Annotated in this window: 21 protein-coding genes; 5 read left to right on the top strand and 16 right to left on the bottom strand. The window is 46.4% G+C overall.

The genetic code is table 11. From position 1 onward, the window contains the following. Position 1: 1 nt before the first annotated feature. Complete coding sequence (locus tag VC178_RS05680; protein ID WP_323481864.1) at positions 2 to 1,186, top strand: CaiB/BaiF CoA-transferase family protein; 1,185 nt, start codon at positions 2 to 4, stop codon at positions 1,184 to 1,186. Here VC178_RS05680 and cls read toward each other — a convergent pair. The 3 genes from cls to VC178_RS05695 are packed head-to-tail and all read right to left on the bottom strand — an operon-like array spanning position 1,183 to position 3,610. Further along, complete coding sequence (cls, locus tag VC178_RS05685; RefSeq protein WP_323481865.1) at positions 1,183 to 2,661, bottom strand: cardiolipin synthase; 1,479 nt, start codon at positions 2,659 to 2,661, stop codon at positions 1,183 to 1,185. The two genes, VC178_RS05680 and cls, sit on opposite strands and share 4 nt — an antisense overlap. Beyond that, positions 2,658 to 3,410 carry an endonuclease/exonuclease/phosphatase family protein gene (locus VC178_RS05690; protein ID WP_215295201.1) on the bottom strand — a complete coding sequence of 251 codons (753 nt, stop codon included), beginning with the start codon at positions 3,408 to 3,410 and terminating at the stop codon, positions 2,658 to 2,660. The genes cls and VC178_RS05690 overlap by 4 nt, the downstream gene beginning before the upstream one ends. Beyond that, positions 3,407 to 3,610 carry a hypothetical protein gene (locus VC178_RS05695; RefSeq protein ID WP_215318347.1) on the bottom strand — a complete coding sequence of 68 codons (204 nt, stop codon included), beginning with the start codon at positions 3,608 to 3,610 and terminating at the stop codon, positions 3,407 to 3,409. Before VC178_RS05695 ends, VC178_RS05690 begins: the two co-directional genes overlap by 4 nt. Before the next feature lie 67 nt (positions 3,611 to 3,677). Between VC178_RS05695 and VC178_RS05700 the strand changes: the two genes are divergently transcribed. Both VC178_RS05700 and VC178_RS05705 read left to right on the top strand, forming a co-directional pair. Next, positions 3,678 to 4,373 (top strand): ABC transporter permease, encoded by a 696-nt coding sequence (locus VC178_RS05700; protein ID WP_323481866.1) that lies wholly within the window; start codon positions 3,678 to 3,680, stop codon positions 4,371 to 4,373. Then, positions 4,366 to 5,073: an ATP-binding cassette domain-containing protein gene (locus VC178_RS05705; RefSeq protein WP_323481867.1), complete on the top strand. Its 708-nt coding sequence runs from the start codon at positions 4,366 to 4,368 to the stop codon at positions 5,071 to 5,073. The genes VC178_RS05700 and VC178_RS05705 overlap by 8 nt, the downstream gene beginning before the upstream one ends. 11 nt (positions 5,074 to 5,084) lie before the next feature. Here the strand turns inward: VC178_RS05705 and VC178_RS05710 are convergent, their stop codons facing one another. The 12 genes from VC178_RS05710 to VC178_RS05765 all read right to left on the bottom strand — a co-directional run bounded on the left by VC178_RS05710 (position 5,085) and on the right by VC178_RS05765 (position 16,044). Beyond that, positions 5,085 to 5,375: a hypothetical protein gene (locus VC178_RS05710; protein ID WP_215295209.1), complete on the bottom strand. Its 291-nt coding sequence runs from the start codon at positions 5,373 to 5,375 to the stop codon at positions 5,085 to 5,087. A 10-nt stretch (positions 5,376 to 5,385) separates the two neighbouring features. Beyond that, positions 5,386 to 6,441 carry a formate dehydrogenase subunit gamma gene (locus VC178_RS05715; RefSeq protein ID WP_215295211.1) on the bottom strand — a complete coding sequence of 352 codons (1,056 nt, stop codon included), beginning with the start codon at positions 6,439 to 6,441 and terminating at the stop codon, positions 5,386 to 5,388. 47 nt (positions 6,442 to 6,488) lie between these two features. Continuing rightward, entirely contained in the window at positions 6,489 to 6,725 is a 237-nt protein-coding gene (locus tag VC178_RS05720; protein ID WP_215295213.1) for a hypothetical protein, read from the bottom strand. Then, a complete protein-coding gene (gene fdh3B, locus VC178_RS05725) occupies positions 6,725 to 7,381 on the bottom strand; it encodes a formate dehydrogenase FDH3 subunit beta (protein WP_215295215.1) in 657 nt (218 codons plus the stop codon). The genes VC178_RS05720 and fdh3B overlap by 1 nt, the downstream gene beginning before the upstream one ends. A gap of 27 nt (positions 7,382 to 7,408) precedes the next feature. Then, positions 7,409 to 10,387: a formate dehydrogenase subunit alpha gene (locus VC178_RS05730; protein ID WP_323481868.1), complete on the bottom strand. Its 2,979-nt coding sequence runs from the start codon at positions 10,385 to 10,387 to the stop codon at positions 7,409 to 7,411. 65 nt (positions 10,388 to 10,452) lie between these two features. Then, the gene (locus tag VC178_RS05735; RefSeq protein ID WP_215295218.1) at positions 10,453 to 10,674 is read right to left on the bottom strand and encodes a hypothetical protein; all 222 of its coding nucleotides are present in this window, start codon (positions 10,672 to 10,674) and stop codon (positions 10,453 to 10,455) included. A gap of 116 nt (positions 10,675 to 10,790) precedes the next feature. Beyond that, positions 10,791 to 11,423 carry a molecular chaperone TorD family protein gene (locus VC178_RS05740; protein WP_323481869.1) on the bottom strand — a complete coding sequence of 211 codons (633 nt, stop codon included), beginning with the start codon at positions 11,421 to 11,423 and terminating at the stop codon, positions 10,791 to 10,793. Further along, complete coding sequence (locus VC178_RS05745) at positions 11,420 to 13,510, bottom strand: 4Fe-4S binding protein (RefSeq protein WP_323481870.1); 2,091 nt, start codon at positions 13,508 to 13,510, stop codon at positions 11,420 to 11,422. The genes VC178_RS05740 and VC178_RS05745 overlap by 4 nt, the downstream gene beginning before the upstream one ends. 11 nt (positions 13,511 to 13,521) lie before the next feature. Then, the gene (locus VC178_RS05750) at positions 13,522 to 14,088 is read right to left on the bottom strand and encodes a DUF3306 domain-containing protein (RefSeq protein ID WP_323481871.1); all 567 of its coding nucleotides are present in this window, start codon (positions 14,086 to 14,088) and stop codon (positions 13,522 to 13,524) included. Beyond that, complete coding sequence (locus VC178_RS05755; RefSeq protein ID WP_323481872.1) at positions 14,085 to 14,600, bottom strand: DUF3305 domain-containing protein; 516 nt, start codon at positions 14,598 to 14,600, stop codon at positions 14,085 to 14,087. The genes VC178_RS05750 and VC178_RS05755 overlap by 4 nt, the downstream gene beginning before the upstream one ends. Before the next feature lie 32 nt (positions 14,601 to 14,632). Then, entirely contained in the window at positions 14,633 to 15,721 is a 1,089-nt protein-coding gene (gene apbC, locus VC178_RS05760) for an iron-sulfur cluster carrier protein ApbC (protein WP_323481873.1), read from the bottom strand. Between the two features lie 128 nt (positions 15,722 to 15,849). Then, positions 15,850 to 16,044 (bottom strand): heavy-metal-associated domain-containing protein, encoded by a 195-nt coding sequence (locus VC178_RS05765; protein ID WP_216176854.1) that lies wholly within the window; start codon positions 16,042 to 16,044, stop codon positions 15,850 to 15,852. A 51-nt stretch (positions 16,045 to 16,095) separates the two neighbouring features. Between VC178_RS05765 and VC178_RS05770 the strand changes: the two genes are divergently transcribed. Beyond that, the gene (locus VC178_RS05770; protein ID WP_323481874.1) at positions 16,096 to 18,369 is read left to right on the top strand and encodes a heavy metal translocating P-type ATPase; all 2,274 of its coding nucleotides are present in this window, start codon (positions 16,096 to 16,098) and stop codon (positions 18,367 to 18,369) included. 7 nt (positions 18,370 to 18,376) lie between these two features. On the opposite strand, the gene VC178_RS05775 is transcribed toward VC178_RS05770, so the two are convergent. Further along, entirely contained in the window at positions 18,377 to 19,174 is a 798-nt protein-coding gene (locus tag VC178_RS05775) for a DUF3047 domain-containing protein (protein WP_215295235.1), read from the bottom strand. Between the two features lie 47 nt (positions 19,175 to 19,221). Between VC178_RS05775 and VC178_RS05780 the strand changes: the two genes are divergently transcribed. Beyond that, positions 19,222 to 20,718, top strand: coding sequence for a glycosyltransferase family 39 protein (locus VC178_RS05780; protein WP_323481875.1), 1,497 nt, complete (start codon positions 19,222 to 19,224; stop codon positions 20,716 to 20,718). Positions 20,719 to 20,738 lie beyond the last annotated feature (20 nt).

The raw sequence follows: 20,738 nt of genomic DNA on the forward strand, positions 1-20,738 counted from the left end.
GATGAGCGTTCGCCCCTTAGACGGAATTACTGTTGTTGCGCTAGAGCATGTGATTGCGGCACCATTCTGCACGCGTCAGCTAGCCGATTTAGGAGCGCGCATCATTAAGATTGAACGCCCTGGTGATGGCGACTTTGCCAGAGGGTATGACAGACAAGTCGAGGGACTGTCATCTCACTTTGTATGGGTCAATCGCTCAAAGGAGAGTTTGACGCTCGATCTCAAACAAGAATCAGCAATTGCCGTATTGAAGAATTTATTAAAGACTGCTGATGTCTTCATTCAAAATTTGGCACCTGGTGCAGCAGCCCGCATGGGACTGACTGCAGAAGCCTTGCAAAAAGATAACCCCGGTTTGATTTTGTGCGCCATCTCTGGCTACGGCAACGATGGTCCTTATCGCGATAAAAAAGCCTACGACCTCTTAATTCAGAGTGAGGCTGGCTTTCTATCGATTACTGGTACGCCTGAGACGCCGAGCAAAGCCGGTAACTCCATCGCAGATATTGCTGCCGGCATGTATGCCTACACTAATATTTTGGCCGCGCTATTGCAACGAGGTAAGACTGGTAAAGGTACTGTCATTGATATCTCGATGCTAGAAGCTTTAAGCGAATGGATGAGCTTCCCAATGTATTACGCCTACAAGGGGGCTAATCCACCCTCTAGAAATGGCGCATCGCATGCCACGATTTATCCATACGGTCCCTTCAAAGCGGGTGATGGCAAGACCGTCATGCTGGGTCTTCAAAATGAACGCGAGTGGGCGAAGTTCTGCGAGACCGTACTCGAAAATCCTGCGCTTGCCAAAGATGAGCGCTTCGATAAAAACTTCAAGCGCAATGAAAAGCGTACTGAATTACTAGAAATCATTAATGCCTGTTTTAGCAAACTCAGCTCTGAACAGTTAATTGCTCGCTTAGAGCAGGCGCAGATTGCTAATGCCCATCTAAATGACATGGAAGGCTTGTGGAAGCACGAGCAATTAAAGGCACGCCATCGTTGGACAGAAGTAAACACCCCCAATGGTCAAATCCCCGCACTGCTGCCACCGGGCTTAAATGACAGCTACGAATATCGAATGGACCCCGTGCCATCGGTGGGGCAACATACTGACGCCATCCTCAAAGAGCTGGGTATAGCGGAATCTGAAATCGCTAATATGCGTGCAAGCGGAGCAATTTAAAGTAGCGGCGATGTGAGGTGGGCGGCATTCTCGAGATAGTGATGCCAACGTGGTCGCTTCGCCCAAGTCGTCATGTCTATGAAATCCGATTCGTTTAAATAAGACTGCACTAGTTGGTTCAGCTTGGCGCAGAAATCTTTGTCATAGGCAATCAAGCTAATCTCGAAGTTCAAACGCAAACTGCGTTGGTCAAAATTCACTGATCCAAAGACAGCAATTCTGCTATCCACTAATAAGCTCTTGGTATGTAGCAATCCCCCGCGAAACTCTGCAATCCGCACCCCCGATCGTAATAAATCAGCGTAGTAGCTTTTACTACTCCAGGCAACCAAGGTCGAGTCATTCAACTTGGGAACAATCAGGGTCACTTTCACACCTCGTCTTGCAGAGGCCATGAGGGCCTGCAAGAGACCATCGTCTGGACCAAAGTAAGGAGTCGTAATGGTTAATTCTTCACGGGCATCAATAATGGCCGAGAGCAACACTTGATACAAAATATCATCTCGATATACGGGGCCTGATGCAAGCTCTTGCGCAATGGCAGCCCCCTCAAACGGCGCTGCGGGAGGATTTCTATCATTGAAGTGCGTAATCTTAGGGTTATCAACGCTCCAGTCAAATGAGAAAGTCAGTTCAAACTGCGCTGCTACTGGACCTTCCACTCGAACCATGGCATCAACCCACTCACCCACCCCTGAGTCTTGCTTAAAAGTGCGTGGATCCACCATATTCATACTACCTGTCCACACGATGGAGCCATCAACGACAAATATTTTTCGGTGTAATCGCAGATCTGCCCGTCGAAACTGAAAGCGCCCCACCTGAATTGGTAATGCTTCGGTTACTTGAATACCAGCATTGCGAAAACGCGCTGGCCATTTAGATTTAAACCAAGCAGAACTACCTAAAGAATCTAATAGCACTTTACATGACACGCCACGTTTGGCAGCAGCGATTAAAGCCTCTCCAACACGGTCTGCATCTCCACCTAAAGCCCAAATATAAAACTCGAGGTGAAGACTTTTCTTAGCTGCATTAATCTCGTCAATAAAGCATTGCAAAATTTCGAGAGAGTTTGTATGCAGCTCAAGCTTGTTCCCAGCGACAACCGGAGAGCCATTCTTGGCCTCTGCCAACAGGCTTAAAGCTCTATCCTCTAAAGGCATCCCCAGCCTATCGTTGGCGTATTGCTGACGCATGTTCCCAGTGATCTTTTCATATTCACGATTCATGCGAGTAATTTTTCGCGTTAATTTTCGACCTACCGGACGCTCACCAATCAGGACATATAAACCGATTCCTAACACTGGAAAGGTCATCACAATAAAGATCCAGGCAAAGGCAACGCCAACCGGCCTTCTCACCGCAATAATGACGCCAATAAAATAAGTGACCAAGAAAAAATGGGCGAAGAGTAGCCAATTTAAGTTCAGCTCAAATGTATGTTTTAGAAATAAGCTTAGTAGGTCATTCATATCAGTTCCAGTTCTGCTGCAATGCCCAAATGATCAGACAATTTCATCCATTCATGCAAAATTTCTGCTGAATGGATCTTGAGTCCACGAACATAAATGCGATCCATGGGTAATAAGGGCTTCACGCTAGGAAAGGTCTTTGCTGGTGTGCCCGTTAAGACTTCAAACACCTCTTCAAACCCTGCAAGCCGCATAGGGGCACTCACACGGTTACGCCAGTCATTAAAGTCGCCAGCAACAATCGTTGGCGCGTCATTCGTCAATTCTCCAATATAACGAATAATCTCTTCTAATTGACGTTCCCTACCCCGTTCAAATAAAGCGAGGTGTACACAAAAACAATGGATCTCTGGGCTTCCATTACCCAACTGAATCACGCTATGCAATAGTCCACGCCTCTCAAAACGATAGGCAGAGATATCGTAATTTTTACCCTTGTGCAAAGGGTGCTTTGACAATATCGCGTTACCGTGATGACCATCTGGATATTCCACATTTTTACCGTAGTGCCAGTCATGCCAAAAATCTTCAGAGAGAAAATGGGTTAACTCAGTAAGAGGCCATTGACCAAATCGCCGAATTCTACCGCGATGCTCTTGCTGCAGCTCTTGAAGAAACAATAAATCCGGATGATGACTTCGCATCTTTTGACGCAACTGATAAATAGTGGAATGGCGATGCAGAGGTGATAGGCCTTTATGCACATTCATACTCATCACCGTAAAACGACTAACTTTGATTTGGGTCATTCACTCTGCCCTGCTGCGCGCTGGCGACGTACGCGAGCCAAATAGATCTCACCTTCAACCAGCTCTTGGCACTGCATACATTTATTGCAAATAGATGCCTGGTCCCTCAACTCATCAATCGAGTCGATAGGATGGGTGTCTAGGTATTCGCGCAGGTCAATGTCCAAGACCTCGTTGCAAAGGCAGACTACTTCAGCCATAAGTCACAAATTAGGGGTATGAGTCTCATTAAACTCATTTTGCCATTGCCTTGATAGAATCGAACGCATGTTGAACGCTTTTTCAGATGCCTTTGCACTTCTTGCCCACCTAGACGGTGGAGTGCTAGGGATCGTCCTGGTCTCCCTAAAGGTCAGTATGGCTGCCCTCTTCTTTGGGGTTCTGTTTGGACTTCCAATCGGCGCCCTTTTAGCGACCGAAGAATTTACTGGCAAGAAAACCGTGATCGTGACCCTCAATACCCTCATGGGTGTACCCACGGTCATTATTGGGGTGATTGTTTACCTGCTTCTCTCTCGCACAGGGCCTTTAGGGGCGTGGGGATGGCTTTTCACACCCAAGGGCATGATTGTGGCCCAAACACTGCTAACAACACCCTTAATTGCAGCCTTAAGCCGGCAAATTCTGGAAGATTCCTGGAAGATTCATCGGGATTCATTTATGAGCTTACGTCTGCCACTACTATCTCGCTATCAGTGGCTCATCTGGGACTGCCGCTTTTCGCTGACCATTGCCGTGCTAGCTGGTCTTGCCAGAGCCATTTCCGAGGTAGGGGCAGTCATGATTGTGGGCGGCAATATTCAAAACTCGACTCGAACTATGACTACTGCAATTGCACTAGAAACCAGCAAAGGCGACTTACCATTGGCACTTGCTTTAGGCATCGTGTTGCTGGGAATCGTATTGATTGCAAACCTATTTACTTTTATTGTTCGTCAAATGGTGGAGCGTCGCTATGGCTGATTTGACAGAGCAATTTGAAAAATACATTGAACTGAAAGACATTACTGTCCTTAGTAATGGTCGAACGATTCTCAACATACCTCATGCCATTATTCCGGCCGATCGGATTACAGCATGCATAGGGCCAAACGGGGCTGGTAAAACTACGCTCTTAAAACTACTCGATGGCCTGATCAAGCCTGATACCGGAACGGTGAACTATTCCTTTAGAAATAAGACAGCATTGGTTTTACATCACACACCCATGATTAAAGCCTCAGCTAGAACCAATATCAGCCTGGTGAAAGATGCAGATTCTGCAATTACTTTGAGTGAGATTGATCAAGTGATTGAGCGGGTGGGACTCAAGAATTTAAGTGCTAGCCCAGCACACAAGTTATCGGCTGGCGAAAGACAGAAACTGTGCCTTGGTAGAGCTATTTTGCAAAAACCGAATTTGGTGTTGCTAGATGAACCCACTGCAAACCTCGATCCTAGCGCCACCGAGCAAGTTGAAGACATCATTCGAGAATTTAATCAACAAGGATCTGATGTGATTTTTTCCTCGCACCAACTCGCACAAGTACAAAGGCTTGCGCAGTACATCCTCTTTATTGATCAAGGCGAGATAAAAGAAAAGGGACCCGTAGGCCCCTTCTTTTCAAATCCTCAAACAGCAGCAGCGAAACGTTACTTACATCAAGAATTGCTAGCTGATTAGAGGCTAATCAATTACTTTGCTGCAGGTGCGGCGGGCGCAGGTGCAGCCGCTGCAGCAACTGGTGCCACAAACGGTGGCGGCGCTACACAAGCTGCAGGTGCAGCAGTTCCAGATACTTTATAGCGTTCAGCCACTCGATTTTGAGCTTGGCAGAGTTGAAATGCGCCCACTCTGTCACCGTAAGCAGTTTTAGCTTTCGCCAAAGTGGCAGCTTCTTGTGCCTCAGGAGTTAATGGTGGCAATGTTGCCATCACCGATGCACTAGTTAGCGCGCAGAATGTAAAAGCAATGATCTTTTTCATGGCTTTGTCCTTATTTATTAACCTTGTTATACCAAAGTTCATGATGCTCCTTAGCCCAAGTAGCATCAACGTAGCCAGACATCATGCCATCTGAGGAGCCTTGCATACCAATTGAACCAATATAAATATGACCCATGGCCATCGTAGTCATCAGAACTGCCGCACCGCCGTGAATAATATTGGCAATCTGCATCGTGCCGCGAATGTATTCAACTTGCATAAATGGCACGATCATGTCTAGCACAAGACCAGATGCAGAGATCACTAAGCCCAAGAAAGTCATACCAAACCAGAACCAAATTTTCTCGCCAAAGTTGAAGAAACCTGCGGGAGGATGTTTTCCACCAAGCATTCCGCCAAATGACATGAGCCAGTTAAGATCACCTTCGCCAGGAATATTTCTAGTAGCAAACAACAGGAAGAAAATAATGATGCTCAGCGTAAATAGCGGGCCAGAATAATTATGGATATTCTTGCAAACCATCAAGAATGACCCAAATGCAGCGCCACCCATTAAAGGCATTGCGAAATACTTTCCGTACAAAATCAACATGCCAGTGAAAGCAAGTCCAACAAAGCTAATCGCCATCACCCAGTGAGTGAAGCGCTCGAAGCCATTAAAACGCTTGATTTTTTGCCCTGATAACGGCGCATGCAATTTGATTGGGCCTTTGATAATAAAGACAGCTGCAATGCCAAAGAAAGCAATCGCCAATAGCCAGCCACCGAAAACGGTAATCACTCCATTGCGAATCACGCGCCACTGCTCACCAGAGCGCTGAATCAGGACACTAGCTTCTTTGTCTGGAATGCTGACATAATTATATGGGTCGCTGTTCGCAGAGGTAAAGATGGATGGGTTAGCTGGCTGAGCTTGCGCTTGCGTACCATTAGCCAAGCTATTCGGATTTGCTGGCACAGACGCAGGTGGAACATCCACTCCGCTAGGCGAAGGCAAGGGTGCCATCGGCCCACGCTCAGCAAAGCTCATGCCGCTCGCCAGAGTAAGTGACAAACCTGCAGCCACCACCAAAGTGCGTAGAACTTTAGAAAATGATCGTTTCATACACATATCCTTAAACGTTTTCGTTTTATTTATTGTTGTTTAGTTGATCACTTAACGCGACTGTATTCGTTTTGACCTTGAGTACGCTTATCAACCGACTCAGTCCAACTGGCTTGATTTTTTGGGGTCCAGTTTTTGGTCATGAAGCCATTGTCCGCACCCATGTATGGTGCAACATCAGGTCGCTTAGCAGCTTTTGCTGCAATTTCTGGGGGCTCAGAACAAGCAGCCAACAGCGCTGCTGCTGCAAAACACAAACCGAGAGTTTTGAAATTGAATTTCATTATTTCGCTCCTGGAATTTTTGCAGCAGGCGTTGGAGTTGGCGCTGGAGTGTCTGGTCCACCATAAGCAGTAGTCCAACCAAAAGCCTTAGAGCCGGCATACTTGCCATTCTTCTCACGAGTGGCAACACGATTATTGAAGATGCCAGAAATAATATCGCTATCGCCACCAATCAAAGCCTTGGTAGAGCACATTTCAGCGCAAAGAGGTAATTTACCTTCTGCCAAGCGATTACGGCCATATTTCTCAAATTCAGCAACGCTACCGTTTTCTTCAGGACCACCGCTACAGAATGTGCACTTGTCCATCTTGCTACGAGAGCCAAAGGCACCCTTACTCAAAAACTGTGGGGCGCCAAATGGGCATGCAAAGGAGCAATAACCGCAACCAATACAAATGTCTTTGTCATGAAGCACGACACCTTCATCGGTACGGTAGAAGCAATCGACTGGGCACACAGCCATACAAGGAGCATCAGTACAGTGCATACAGGCCACTGAAATTGATTTCTCTTGACCGACAATGCCATCGTTCACCGTAACAACACGGCGACGATTTACGCCCCAAGGTACTTCGTTATCGTTTTTACAAGCAGTGACACAACCGTTGCATTCGATGCATCGTTCTGTGTCGCAGATAAATTTCATTCTTGCCATTGTGTTCTCCTGACTTTATTTTTTAACTTAGGCAAATTTTTCGATTTGACACATGGTGGTTTTGGTTTCTTGCATCATCGTCACCTGGTCATAACCATATGTAGTCGCAGTATTGACCGCTTCACCTTGAACTACTGGTGCTGCGCCCTCTGGATAGTACTTACGAATGTCTTCGCCCTGCCACCAGCCAGCAAAGTGGAATGGTACGAAAGCAGTTCCCTGATCAACACGCTCGGTAACCATTGCACGTACTTTGATCTTGGCGCCGGTTGGCGACTTTACCCAAACGTAATCCCAGTTCTTAATGCCACGATCTGCTGCAGCCTTAGGATTAATTTCCACAAAGTTTTCTTGTTGGAGCTCTGCTAACCATGGGTTAGAACGGGTCTCATCACCACCACCTTCGTACTCAACCAAGCGACCAGAAGTCAGAATGATTGGGAATTTCTCATATAACTTCTCATTCAAGTTTTGATCTTGAACAGTCTTATAGAGCGTTGGTAAGCGCCAGAAATTCTTCTTATCTGCAGAAGTTGGATACTTGCGCATCATCGGTGCATTGGTACTGTAAAGCGCTTCACGGTGAATTGGAACTGGGTCTGGGAAGTTCCAAACAACTGCCCGTGCTTTGGCATTTCCAAATGGATGGCAACCGTTCTTCATCACAACGCGTTGGATACCACCAGACAAATCGGTCTTCCAGTTTTTACCTTCAGCGAGTTTTTTCTCGTCTTCGGTTAACTGATCCCACCAACCTAATTTCTTCACAAAGACGTGATCAAACTCTGGGTAGCCAGTTGTAATAGCAGCACCCTTGGAATGAGATCCATCTCCGGCCAACAAACTCACTCCTTCACGCTCAACACCGAAGTTCGCGCGGAAGTTACCGCCACCCTCCATCACAGTCTTGCTGGTGTCGTAAAGGTTTGGTGAACCTGGATGTTTGATTGCGGCTGTGCCGTAGCAAGGCCAAGGCAAGCCATAGTAGTCACCTGTTGTGTCGTACCCAGTCACAGGATCAACTCCACCACGAGACTTCAAGGTCTTCGGATCGAATGTTGCAACCATTCTCATATGCGCTTTGAGACGCTCAGGCGTTTGACCGGTGTAACCAATCGTCCAGACGGAACGATTAATTTCACGCAAGATATCTTCAATTTGCGGCTCTTTCCATTGCTTACCAGCAAATTTAGAGTTGAGCATCTTGTAGTTCTTGGATAGCTCTTGACCAAAACCTAAGCGATCAGCAAAAGCTTGCATGATCACATGGTCAGGAACAGATTCAAATAATGGATCGATCACTTTCTCGCGCCACTGCAATGAGCGGTTTGATGCAGTAGCAGTGCCACAAGTCTCAAACTGGGTTGCTGCTGGCAACAAATAGACATTGCGATTCTTGTTGATTGTCTGTCCTTCTGCTGGTGGCATTGCAGCCATCGCAGCGGTTGCACTTGGATAAGGATCCACTACCACCAAGAGATCCAACTTATCCATCGCACGCTTCATATCTAAGCCGCGAGTTTGTGAGTTTGGAGCATGACCCCAGAAGAACAAACCTTTCACGTTAGTCTGCTGATCAATCATGTCGTTCTTTTCAAGAACAGCATCCACCCAACGAGAAACAGTAGTACCTGACTTCTCCATCATGTCTGGTGCATAGCGACCTTTAATCCAGTCGTAATCAACGCCCCACACTGCTGCGAAATGCTTCCATGAACCCGCTGCCAAGCCATAGTAACCAGGCAATGAATCTGGGTTAGGACCTACGTCAGTTGCGCCTTGAACGTTATCGTGACCGCGGAAAATATTAGTACCGCCACCAGACTTACCAACGTTACCGAGAGCCAACTGCAAGATGCAGGATGCACGCACCATCGCATTACCAATGGTGTGCTGGGTTTGACCCATACACCAAACAACTGTACTCGGACGATTTGTTGCCATAGTCTTGGCTACTTGATAAACCTGTGCCTCTGGAACACCGCAAGCCTCTTCAACTGCAGCAGGCGTCCACTTTTCCATCACTTCTTTGCGGATCTCATCCATACCGTATACGCGGTCATTGATGTACTTCTTATCTTCCCAGCCGTTTTTGAAGATGTGATACAGAACGCCGAACAAGAAAGGAATGTCGCTACCTGAACGAATACGAACGAACTGATCTGACTTAGCAGCGGTACGGGTGTAACGTGGATCAACCACAATCACTTTGCAGCCGTTTTCCTTAGCGTGCAACAACATCAACATCGAAACTGGGTGAGCTTCAGCAGCGTTGGAGCCAATATACATGGCTGCCTTGGCATTCATCATGTCGTTATAGCTATTGGTCATCGCGCCATAACCCCAGGTATTGGCTACCCCGGCAACTGTGGTCGAGTGACAGATACGCGCCTGATGGTCTGTATTGTTGGTACCAAAGAAAGAGACCCACTTACGCAGTAAGTAGGCCTGTTCATTGTTGTGCTTTGATGATCCAATAAAGAACATCGCATCTGGAGAATACTTCTCACGAATACCCTTCATCTGAGCGGTAATTTCAGTAAGCGCCTGATCCCAAGAAATACGCTGATACTTACCATCCACCAGCTTCATTGGGTAACGTAAACGATAGTCGCCATGACCGTGCTCACGCAAAGCAGCACCTTTGGCACAGTGCGCGCCCATATTGATGGGGGAGTCAAACACTGCGTCTTGACGAACCCAAACACCATTCTCAACTGTGGCATCTACCGCACAGCCTACTGAACAGTGAGTACAAATCGATCTCTTGACTTCAATCTTGCCCTTGCCGTCCAGCATGGCTTTGCTTGGCTCAGCTACAGCTTTTTGCACCAAGCTCAATTGGCTAGCAGCAATACCAGCACCGACACCGACGCCTGAACGCTTTAGGAATGTTCGACGATCCATCGTCGGCACCGCTGCTTTTAAGCCACGCGATAAGCTGCCGATGAGGCGTGATGAAGTACGACTGCTTTGTGGGGTATTTGATTTACGAGTCAGACTCATATGATGTCCCTGGGAAAGTTTTTTTATTTATTAATGATTAAATCAATTCAACTGAAACCAACTCTTTAGAGCATGGTGCTTTCGTAATACTTACGCATGTGCGCAGTAATCGTTTGGCCTTTGCTCTGATCTTTTACGGTGCTACCAATTTCTTGAATAACAGCCTTACCAATAGAGGTTTGGGAGGCTACGGCAACCGCACCTACTGCAGCGCCTGCACCAATAAAGAAGTTGCGGCGAGATGGCTTATTTTCTTCGCTAGATACAACTTTGGATTTCGTGCTCATGGCATGCTCCTATTTGGTTATTCTTGATTTCCATCAAGTGTAATTCGTATTTGCATTTTTGACACTTATATGACTTGTAGGGCTAACTAGGACTTTCCCTTTGTTGCAATGCAACATTAAATCATGTCAAAACTTTGTCCCTCAATCGCTAGGAATTCTCGGGTTAGCGCGGCGATTGGACGATACAAATGCATCTCCGGAATGTCTTCAATCGCATCACATAAGTCCTCAAACCAAGGGCGAATATGCGCATTGAAAAAAACCCTTTGATTTGTAAGGTTTGATACCTCTACATCTTCACCCGCAATCAGATATCGCATCACCTCGCAAAGTGCAGAGATATGGTCCTCGGTTTCAGTAACTTCTTCAGCCGACTCAAGGCCAAATTCCTCTAATGCCTTACGAATATTGACTAAGGGTCTTTCATTTAAATGACCCGCCATATAGAAAGAGCCATTAAGGACCACATTAGGCTTGCCCACACTAATAAAGTTCAGATCAAACTCATCATGCCAAGCTTTGGCTGGATTATTCTTGGCTACCTCAATAACATCCATCCAGGCTTTGGCCAAAGGCGCCTCATCGCTTGCATCCTGCTGGTCTGCAGTAGCCGCAATTTGATCAAGCAACTCTTGATCTGGTGGCAAATGAAAAAATCTGGCGATCAGACCATAAAGATCCGCTCTCGCCAAATCCTCTGGCAGGCCTACATCACCTACTTCAGTTGATGCATTCTCTTTTTCGCTCATGTTTCTTTTTTCACCATATCCACTACTCGACAATCACCACACATCTTTAATCTATCCATTGCCGCTCCAGCAAAGGCGCCATGAGCACCAAGCTTAGTTAGCATCAGATCAACCATCTTCGCCGTACCGAAGGGCTTTCCACAACTGATGCAGTGAAACGCTTGTGTTTCATTCAGCACTACCTTCTGTTTCCGTTGCTCAACTGTTTGTAGGCGTGGCATTAAGGTGAGAGCATGCTCGGGACAAGTTTGCGCACAAATGCCACATTGCACACAATGCTTCTCAATAAACGACAGTATGGGTTCATCAGGATTATCGAGCAGCGCGCCCTCCGGACAGCTGCTGACACAAGACATGCATAAGGTGCAAGCGTCTTTGTTAATTGCCAGACCACCTAATAAAGAATTGTTTGGCAAAGACACGCCCAACTCAGGCAATGGTGTCTTTGCTTGCTTTTGTAAATGCTCTAGCGCAGCTTCCAAGGTTTCACGCTTTTGATTGGAGAGGCCATAACTGGCGGGCGTGCAAATGACATCCAGAGCGCCCCGTTGACGCAGCGTGCACATGGCTTTTGATAGACCTTGAAGATCGTCTACAGAATCAGCCATTACCAATTGGATGCGCGCTTCAAAGCCATAGGCTTGCAAAATGGCATTCGCTAATTGAGCCTGCTCTTCAAGAGCGGCACGATAAGCCGGATCTTCATCACCACTTAATAGCATGATGACTTCAGCAAAGCCGTAAGTTAAAGCCCCCAACCAGAGATCTAAGCCAGTAGAGGCAACATGTTCTATGCCATAAGGAATAACAAATGATGGCAGTCCTTCATATTGTTTTGGCATCACATGCGCGGAGCGGCCCAAGCCATCAATCATGCGAGTGCCAGCCTTCAAGGTATGTAAGAGCAAGCTTGGGGCGACTGATTGATTGAGCTTTTTGGCTTCAGCATGAAAAACGCTAGCCAAGGTTTTTAATTCTTTACCTTGATGCGGCACGCTTGGATAGTTATAGCGCATCGCCCCCGATGGGCATACAGTCGAGCAAGCACCACAACCCATGCAAAGATTGGGATTGACTTCAACACTACCTTGCCCATTTTTAAAGATAGAACGGATTGCACCGGTAGAGCAGACATCAATACAGGCACTACAGCCTACTTTACCGTTGCGTCCATGGGCACAAACTTTTTCGTTGTAGGCAAAATATTTAGGCTTCTCAAACTCACCCACCATCTCTAATAATTGATTTACAACTAATGCTTGATCAAGAGGATCTTTACCAGGAGCAAAGTAGCCCTGAGGAGTTTGGCTCATCGGCATTTTTGGATCTGCGCGTAAATCCAAGATCAAATCAAATTCGGCGCTGCGTTTACGTTCCACACGATCAAATGCAATGGCGCCAATACTGGCACAGGCGGTCACACAGTCTCGATGGGATTTACATTTGTCTAAATCAATTTGAAATGAGAGATCAATGGCATTTTCAGGGCAGACTTCAACGCAAGCCCCGCAACGAGTACACATCTCCGGATCAATTGGGTTTTGTAAATCCCAATCTACTGAGAAATTACCCAGATAACCCTCAAGCTTAGTCACTACGCCGGTATAAATGGGATAGTTGCGCACTAAAGGCAAATCACCTGACTCGGTACACAACACAGAGATATCCAAAGAAGCGCCAAGCTTTTCTGCCCAAGGTAAGACCTGAGATCCAGGGCCTACTAATAACAATCTTCCCTGACTTTCATAATTCACCACAGGCACAGGCTCAGCTTCGGGCATATCAGCCAAAGCCAAAAGTGCCGCAATCTTAGGTCCTGATAATTTTGCTTCTTGCGTCCAACCGGCAACTTCGCGAATATTGACAAAGCGCAATGGCGCCACCAAAGGCTTTTCAGATTGCTCTGCTAATTCAGCAAAGAGTGCTCCCTCTTGCGTGCAAGCTACGATTAGAGAGTCAGAACCATCCAGGGCTTTTAAAAAAGATCCAACTTCCTGTCGACATAAGGAACGATGTACTGAAACACCCAAAGCCTTCGCATCCAAAGGCATCGTGCCATTACAGTTACAGACTAATTTTTGACTCATTGACAACCTTCTTAGGTTTTTTTCTGATCTGACGCAATCGGCATTTCATCCAGACTGGCAGATTTTTCCTGCGCTTGGATTTGAGTGGATGTTAAATCACTTTGTGTGGGAGCCTCTAAAGTGGCTTGATCAGGCTCTGTTGCTTTAGCAATCCCAGCAGACCCTTCCTTTTGATCAGCTTCATCACCACTCTTCTTGAAGAGATTAAGCATATCGCTTTGGACCATTCTTTCTAGCATGCCAGGTGGTAAAGGATCCGGCTTGGAATAGTCATCAATATAGATATCTAGACCATCCATCACATTGAAATGGGGATCAGTAAACATCTTCTTAAGAGCGGCCTGCTGAACAGCAGGATCAACATCCGGTTTCATAAATGCAGAAAAGTCCGGCGCAAAGCGATCGATCTTTTCGACATCATCTAAAGTCGGTGGCGGTGGCACCTCAGGATCTGGTGCCTTCATTTCTGCATTTGTCTGAGCTAGTGGCTGAGTAGCTTCTTTTTGTTGCTCCGCTACTTCATCCTCTTTGCCTGCCTTACGGCGTGACCAGCGACTTAGAAAACCATCCGCCATCATTCCTCCGCTGAGCGCTCGGCGCCTTTAAATGATGCTGGCTTGTGCCGTTTTTTGGGCTCAGGTCGATAATTTTCATTGACATACTCTTGCAGCCAAGAGGCATGCTCATCATTCATGGGAACAGTGTCCACTGACTCTCCTCCATCAAGCAATCGCGCTGCTTCGTTATAGCTCACACAGATACGATGAGGAACGGCAATACTGACTTCCGCTTTAGCCATCTCAAGTGATTGCGCATCAATATAGCGATCAATCTCTTCTTCCAAGCGCCACATCACAAACCATGCGGGCGTTGTTGCAGAAACATTCAGGTAATAGCCTTCAGCCTCATCAGGAAAAAGATTTAATTCAAAGCCGGTGAATAACCAAGATTCACCCTCGGCATCACGACCCAAGAACTGCCCTGAGATAGCGCTATTTTGATTGGCATTGAATTGTCCAAAATCAGGGAGCACTTCCTGAGGAACCCATCGGTATGACACCCATGGGTTATCCATATTTTGTTTACGCATTAGCACTGCAAAGCGCATAAGTACCCAGCGCCTTAGGTGTTCTGAACCACAATGTTCGGAAATTTGCTGCTCATATCTTTTGACAGAGTAGCAACACGAATAGCGACTTGTCTTGCGATGTTCTTATAGATTGCACTAATGACTCCATCCGGGTCAGCAACCACAGTTGGACGGCCAGCATCTGCCTGTTCACGAATCGATAAATTCAGTGGCAATGAACCCAAGAAATCAACGCCGTACTCTTTGCACATTTTTTCACCGCCACCACTACCAAAAACATGCTCTTCATGACCGCACTGAGTGCAAACATAAGTGCTCATGTTTTCAATAATGCCGATGATCGGCACACCGACTTTCTCAAACATCTTTAAACCTTTGCGAGCATCCAGCAGTGCGATGTCCTGCGGCGTAGTCACAATGACCGAGCCGGTAACAGGTACTTTCTGCGACAAGGTCAACTGGATATCACCAGTGCCTGGTGGCATATCAACAATCAAGTAATCTAGATCACGCCAGCGGGTTTGACGCAGCAGTTGCTCCAAAGCAGAAGTCACCATAGGACCACGCCATACCATTGGTGCATCCTCTTCAATTAAGAAACCAATAGAGCTAGCTTGCAAGCCATGACCTTCCATTGGCTCAATCGTATTCTCTTCAACAGATTCTGGTCTACCGGTAATACCTAACATCATGGGCTGACTTGGCCCATAGATATCGGCATCTAATATTCCGACTTGCGCACCTTCAGCTGCTAACGCTAATGCCAAGTTCACAGCAGTGGTTGATTTACCAACTCCACCCTTACCGCTCGCAACAGCAATAATATTTTTCACGCCCGGCAATAATTTAACGCCCCGTTGCACAGCATGCGCGACAACCTGACTGCTCACATTCACGCTTACGTTTTTAACCCCAGGCAATGCGCGCACAGCATTGATAACGGATTTACGAATCAAATCAAATTGACTTTTAGCGGGATACCCCAAAACAATATCGAACGAAACATCGCCATCTTCAATACGCAAATTTTTGAGGTTTTTAGCTGTTACAAAGTCGATCTTTGTATTGGGATCAAGCAAGCCCTTGAGGGCTACTTGTACAGCTTCTACAGTAACTGACACTACTTTCTCCTATGCTCAGTAGCTCTGAATACATTTTCAGAACTGCTTTAATTAATTTTTGGAACATCAAGTAGATTAACCGCACCAGCAAAACTTTGCTGAGCGGGTGCTCATGGATCTCTTGGTAATTATTGAATAACCGGAAAACCTGCTTCCGTAATGATCTGACTGGCCTGCGCAGCCGATAAGGAAGTTTCTAGATTGACCATCTGAGATGGCAAATCAGCCTGTACTGTAGCTTGCGGATCTTGAGCTTGAATTGCCCTCGTTACGGCATTAATACAGCCCCCACAGGTCATTCCGGATACTTTAAGACTCAACATATCAACCTTTTTGCATTGAATTTAATTGGCATGAAGTAGATTATCTTCCATATGAACACCCTAAAAGAGATGAGTTCTGAGCTTTTTACCTTAGATATTGGTGGAATGACCTGTGCCTCTTGCGTTGGGCGGGTTGAAAAGGCGCTTCATCAGATCCCTGGAGTAGAAGCTGCCAGCGTCAATTTAGCAACTGAGCAAGCCAGAATTCGCCTCAATACATCATCCCCTAGCAACATTGCTGAGGTTATTGCGGCAGTAAATAAAACCGGTTATGAAGCGCGCTTGAGCAATCCCCACTCAAGTGCAGAGATAAAACCCTCGCATTCATTTTGGGGGGCAGATGGTCTGGGAAGAGTGTTACTGAGTTTTGCTTTATCAGCTCCACTCATCTTGCCAATGCTGTTAATGCCCTTTGGGATTCATTGGGCGCTATCTCCCAAATGGCAACTGCTCTTAGCAAGTCCAGTGCAATTTTGGCTTGGGTGGCGATTTTATAAGTCTGGTTTTAAAGCACTCCTGTCAGGCGTTGGCAATATGGATTTACTGGTTGCCATTGGGACAAGTGCTGCTTATGGTTTGAGCGTATCTCAAATGCTGACTTCACCGCATGCAGTTCATGAGCTCTATTTCGAGGGGTCTGCTGTCATTATTTGCATGGTACTTCTAGGCAAATGGTTAGAGGCTCGTGCAAAGCAACAAACTAGTGAAGCAATACGAGCACTACAAAAACTTTGGCCAGAGCATGCAAAAGTCCTTGACCCTAGGATTGCTATCGCAGAGGGTGTTCCACTCGACCAATATCGCGATCTCCCTCTAGAGCAGGTTTTCCCTAAAGACCGTGTATTGGTTTTACCTGGGGAGCGCATTCCTGTAGATGGCTTCATCTTGCTTGGATCTAGCCATGTAGATGAATCGCTCCTGACCGGAGAAAGTGAGCCAGTTAAAAAAATACTGGGTGCAAAAGTCATTGGTGGATCATTGAATGGCGAAGGCTTACTGGTGGTTGAGGCGCAAGCTGTTGGCGTAGAAAGTGTTCTTTCCCAAATCATTTCATTAGTAGAAGATGCGCAAACCCAAAAAGCGCCCATTCAAAAATTAGTAGATCAAGTCAGTGCAATCTTTGTACCGAGCGTGATTGTGATTGCCATCATCACTGGATTGGTAAATTGGTTTTACCTGGACTCTGCATCGATTGCCATACTGAGAGCAGTCTCTGTCCTAGTGATTGCTTGCCCTTGCGCTCTTGGCTTAGCAACACCTGCAGCCATCATGGCAGGAACTGGTATTGCAGCGCGCTTTGGTATTTTAATTAAAGACCCTCAAGTACTTGAGTTAGTACACCGCTTAAGTATTGTTGCGTTTGATAAAACAGGTACTCTCACGATTGGTAAACCCAGGCTTCTCAATATCATTTCATTTACTGATTCTGTAGATGAAGATGCCATCTTAGCGAGTGCTGCAGGCTTGCAATTGGGCAGCGAGCATCCCTTAGCTAAAGCCTTGCTAGATGCAGCTAAACAAAAAGGGGTCAGCCCAATACCACCCTTGAAAAGTAAGGCGCTAGCAGGTATTGGCATTAGCGGTAAACCGAGTGCTGGTAGTTGGATGGGGCAAAGCCTCTGCTTACAAAGTGTTGCCTCACTAGATGCAAATCCACATCAAGCAGACATTATTCAAAAAGCACAAGTGTGTTTCGATGCAGGGCAGACTGTTTCTGTGCTCATGAATGAAGCTACTTCGTCTCCGATTGCGATCGTTGCCTTTGGTGATGAACTCAAACCGAATGCCAAAGAGGCGATCGCTTCTTTACAGCAACTGCACATTCGTACCGTGATGCTCTCGGGTGATAACACTGCGGCAGCAAATCGCGTGGGTCAGTCCATCGGGATCGATGAAGTCTTTGCGCAGGTGATGCCAAGCAACAAAGCAGATATTATTCAGAAACTGCAATCCTCTCAAAAAGATGGTGATCGTCATTGGGTGGCGATGGTAGGTGATGGCATCAATGATGCTCCCGCTCTCGCAACAGCAGATGTTGGTATGGCCATGTCTACCGGTACTGATGTTGCAATGCAGGCTGCAGGCATTACTTTGATGCGTGGAGATCCCACTTTGGTGGCGGATGCTATTGATATCTCCAAGAAAACCTGGAGAAAGATTCAGCAAAACTTATTCTGGGCTTTTATCTTCAACTCCACCGGAATTCCGTTGGCAGCACTAGGCTATCTCTCACCAATGCTCGCCGGCAGTGCCATGGCACTCTCGAGCTTTTGCGTTCTGAGTAACGCCTTGCTCCTAAAACGCTGGCGTCCCTCTCACGCGTAAGCAATCCTTATTTGGGGATTTTACGAATGAGCTCAATATCGCCATAAATAGCGCGTGTTTCTGACTTTGTATTATCAGTATCGGTTAATAAGGCAATCCCAATGACTTCACCAGGAGCCTCACCATAAGCATGTCTGTAATCAGCAGCAAGATCACGTTGATGTTTGTGCCAATTTCCTAAATTTTCCCAACCAGAATCCACCACAATCATTTTGATACGCGAGGTATGCGCATTGGTAATGACCGTGTCGATAGGAGACTTACCTGACCAGATATACATCAAAGTAGCGTATGGCATTTCTTGACCGCTAATGAGATTGGCCATCTCAAATGTCATTTTTTCTTTTAAAGAAAGTTTTGATTTATTACCATCAAAGGCGACCAAAATTCTTAAGGGCGCATCATCTTGATAACTCTCAGCATTGTCAGCATCAGGCAAGGCGCCTAAAGCCTTCCATTCCCACTGTAACCATAAATTATTTGCTTGACGTGGGCGCAATTTCACCGCCAACCCTGAAGCAGAGGTTTTGGAGTTGGCACTCAAAACAGTTTTGCCTTGGTAAGTTTCTAGGCGATAAACCGTATTCTTTTTATAAGGAGCAATGCGATAGAAATTCCAGCCATTAGGCATCCCATCGCGCGGAGTCTCCGCCGAAAATTTTGGCAACTCATCTTGTGCAGGAATTTGAGCGACATTAAAAGCCTGCCCTGACTCATTTTGCACTGACCCGCCACCCAGCCCTGCGCAAGCCGTTAGAGCCAGCGCAATGCAGACAATGAAGAAAAGGGAAAGGAGCTTGGGCATGGGCTAATTGTCCCAATTATTGACCTAAGTAAGTCTAAAATCAAAGTATGCGCCGACAATCTCCCTCTAGCTGGGCTGCAATCTGCATCTGTATTGCAGCAGTGGTGCACTTTGCTCTAGGCTTTGCGATTGAATTCTCGGTTGATGAAGCGCATTACGCACTGTATGCACAGCACCTAGCGTGGAGCTATTTTGATCATCCGCCACTCGTTGGCTGGATTCAGTGGCCACTAGTAGCACTCACCTCCTCCGAAGGTATTATTCGATTGATCCCAGAGCTGCTCTGGGTACTTTCCTGTTTCTTGGTTTATCAAGTGACTTTGGAGGTGCATCACTTTATCCAAGGACGTAACGCTGGATATCTGACAAGTGCACTACCTTCGTCTAACACTTGCGGACTTATGGCAGTACTAGCCATTATTGCGGCACCAATGCCACATGTATTAGCAATTGGCTTGTTACCCGACAGCTTACTCATTCCGCTGAGTCTAGGTCTGATGTTGATGGCAATACGCTGGTTAATGAAAGATCGCTTCAGCATTGCTGATTGGCTTATCACTGGAGCATTACTTGGTTTAGCGGGACTCAGTAAATATACTGCCGTCTTTACTGCAATGGCATTGCTGCTGATTTTTTTAAGTAGCCCTAGAAAACCTTGGATTAACAAAATCGGTTTTTGGCTTGCTGCAATTGTTGCTCTTCTACTCATTAGTCCTGTTCTGCATTGGAATTGGACTCATGACTGGATCTCATTTAAATATCAAGTGGCTCATGGCGCTGGCAGTGTTTGGCTCTGGCGCAGATTTGGTGGCTACCTGGCTATCCAAGTAGTAGTCTATGGACCCCTACTCATTTTAGGTGCCTACCTTTTTATTAAACATTGTATTCACGGTACCAGACTAGCTTTATTAGCCTTACTAGGGTTCTTTGTGATTCCTTTTGTAATCTTTACAAGTCTTTCTGGTGGTGGCGGATTACCACATTGGACATCGCCTGCATGGTTTTGTCTGGCGCCATTTGCAGGCATTGGCTTAGCAAAAGCATGGTCCACTCAACGCCATCAACTCATTCGAATTTTATTCATCGTACAAGTTGTACTCTGTTGTATTGGATTTACCTATGTTCTGTCTGGTGGCATGAATTCAGCAGCTATCAAATCCAACCCGATTGCAGATCTCTATGGCTGGAAACAAGCAGGTCAAAAGGCTACTGAATTAACGCAAGCAACAAAAGCGAGTGGGATCGCCGTACAAAATTGGACTTTAGGTAGTCGCACCGCTTGGTATACCCAACCGATTCCAGTGTTTGTTTTGGATGAACGTCAAGACCAGTTTGATCTCTGGTTTGGGCAATTGCCCCGTGGGGCAAACATCATCCTCATAAATTGGTCGGGAATGTCTTTTGCACCCCCGCTTGGTAAGCAGTCTGCCTTTGAACGCTGCGAAGCTTTGGATACCCTAGAAATTGTGCGATTTGGACAAATCTTGTCTAAATTTGACTTTAGCCTTTGCAGCAACTGGCAAGGCACTGGTTTAGCGAAGTAATTCACCCAAATTCAAGACCT

It is taken from the genome of Polynucleobacter sp. AP-Sanab-80-C2 (assembly GCF_035012965.1).
Taxonomy (GTDB): domain Bacteria; phylum Pseudomonadota; class Gammaproteobacteria; order Burkholderiales; family Burkholderiaceae; genus Polynucleobacter.

Coding starts and splice junctions, on each gene's coding strand:
- VC178_RS05715 (WP_215295211.1), bottom strand. CDS start 6,441: ATGAAACGATCATTTTCTAAAGTTCTACGCACTTTGGTGGTGGCTGCA.
- VC178_RS05680 (WP_323481864.1), top strand. CDS start 2: ATGAGCGTTCGCCCCTTAGACGGAATTACTGTTGTTGCGCTAGAGCAT.
- VC178_RS05770 (WP_323481874.1), top strand. CDS start 16,096: ATGAACACCCTAAAAGAGATGAGTTCTGAGCTTTTTACCTTAGATATT.
- VC178_RS05780 (WP_323481875.1), top strand. CDS start 19,222: ATGCGCCGACAATCTCCCTCTAGCTGGGCTGCAATCTGCATCTGTATT.
- VC178_RS05735 (WP_215295218.1), bottom strand. CDS start 10,674: ATGAGCACGAAATCCAAAGTTGTATCTAGCGAAGAAAATAAGCCATCT.
- fdh3B (WP_215295215.1), bottom strand. CDS start 7,381: ATGGCAAGAATGAAATTTATCTGCGACACAGAACGATGCATCGAATGC.
- VC178_RS05740 (WP_323481869.1), bottom strand. CDS start 11,423: ATGAGCGAAAAAGAGAATGCATCAACTGAAGTAGGTGATGTAGGCCTG.
- VC178_RS05690 (WP_215295201.1), bottom strand. CDS start 3,410: ATGACCCAAATCAAAGTTAGTCGTTTTACGGTGATGAGTATGAATGTG.
- cls (WP_323481865.1), bottom strand. CDS start 2,661: ATGAATGACCTACTAAGCTTATTTCTAAAACATACATTTGAGCTGAAC.
- VC178_RS05775 (WP_215295235.1), bottom strand. CDS start 19,174: ATGCCCAAGCTCCTTTCCCTTTTCTTCATTGTCTGCATTGCGCTGGCT.
- VC178_RS05765 (WP_216176854.1), bottom strand. CDS start 16,044: ATGTTGAGTCTTAAAGTATCCGGAATGACCTGTGGGGGCTGTATTAAT.
- VC178_RS05720 (WP_215295213.1), bottom strand. CDS start 6,725: ATGAAATTCAATTTCAAAACTCTCGGTTTGTGTTTTGCAGCAGCAGCG.
- VC178_RS05705 (WP_323481867.1), top strand. CDS start 4,366: ATGGCTGATTTGACAGAGCAATTTGAAAAATACATTGAACTGAAAGAC.
- VC178_RS05730 (WP_323481868.1), bottom strand. CDS start 10,387: ATGAGTCTGACTCGTAAATCAAATACCCCACAAAGCAGTCGTACTTCA.
- VC178_RS05710 (WP_215295209.1), bottom strand. CDS start 5,375: ATGAAAAAGATCATTGCTTTTACATTCTGCGCGCTAACTAGTGCATCG.
- VC178_RS05695 (WP_215318347.1), bottom strand. CDS start 3,610: ATGGCTGAAGTAGTCTGCCTTTGCAACGAGGTCTTGGACATTGACCTG.
- VC178_RS05755 (WP_323481872.1), bottom strand. CDS start 14,600: ATGCGTAAACAAAATATGGATAACCCATGGGTGTCATACCGATGGGTT.
- VC178_RS05700 (WP_323481866.1), top strand. CDS start 3,678: ATGTTGAACGCTTTTTCAGATGCCTTTGCACTTCTTGCCCACCTAGAC.
- VC178_RS05745 (WP_323481870.1), bottom strand. CDS start 13,510: ATGAGTCAAAAATTAGTCTGTAACTGTAATGGCACGATGCCTTTGGAT.
- VC178_RS05750 (WP_323481871.1), bottom strand. CDS start 14,088: ATGATGGCGGATGGTTTTCTAAGTCGCTGGTCACGCCGTAAGGCAGGC.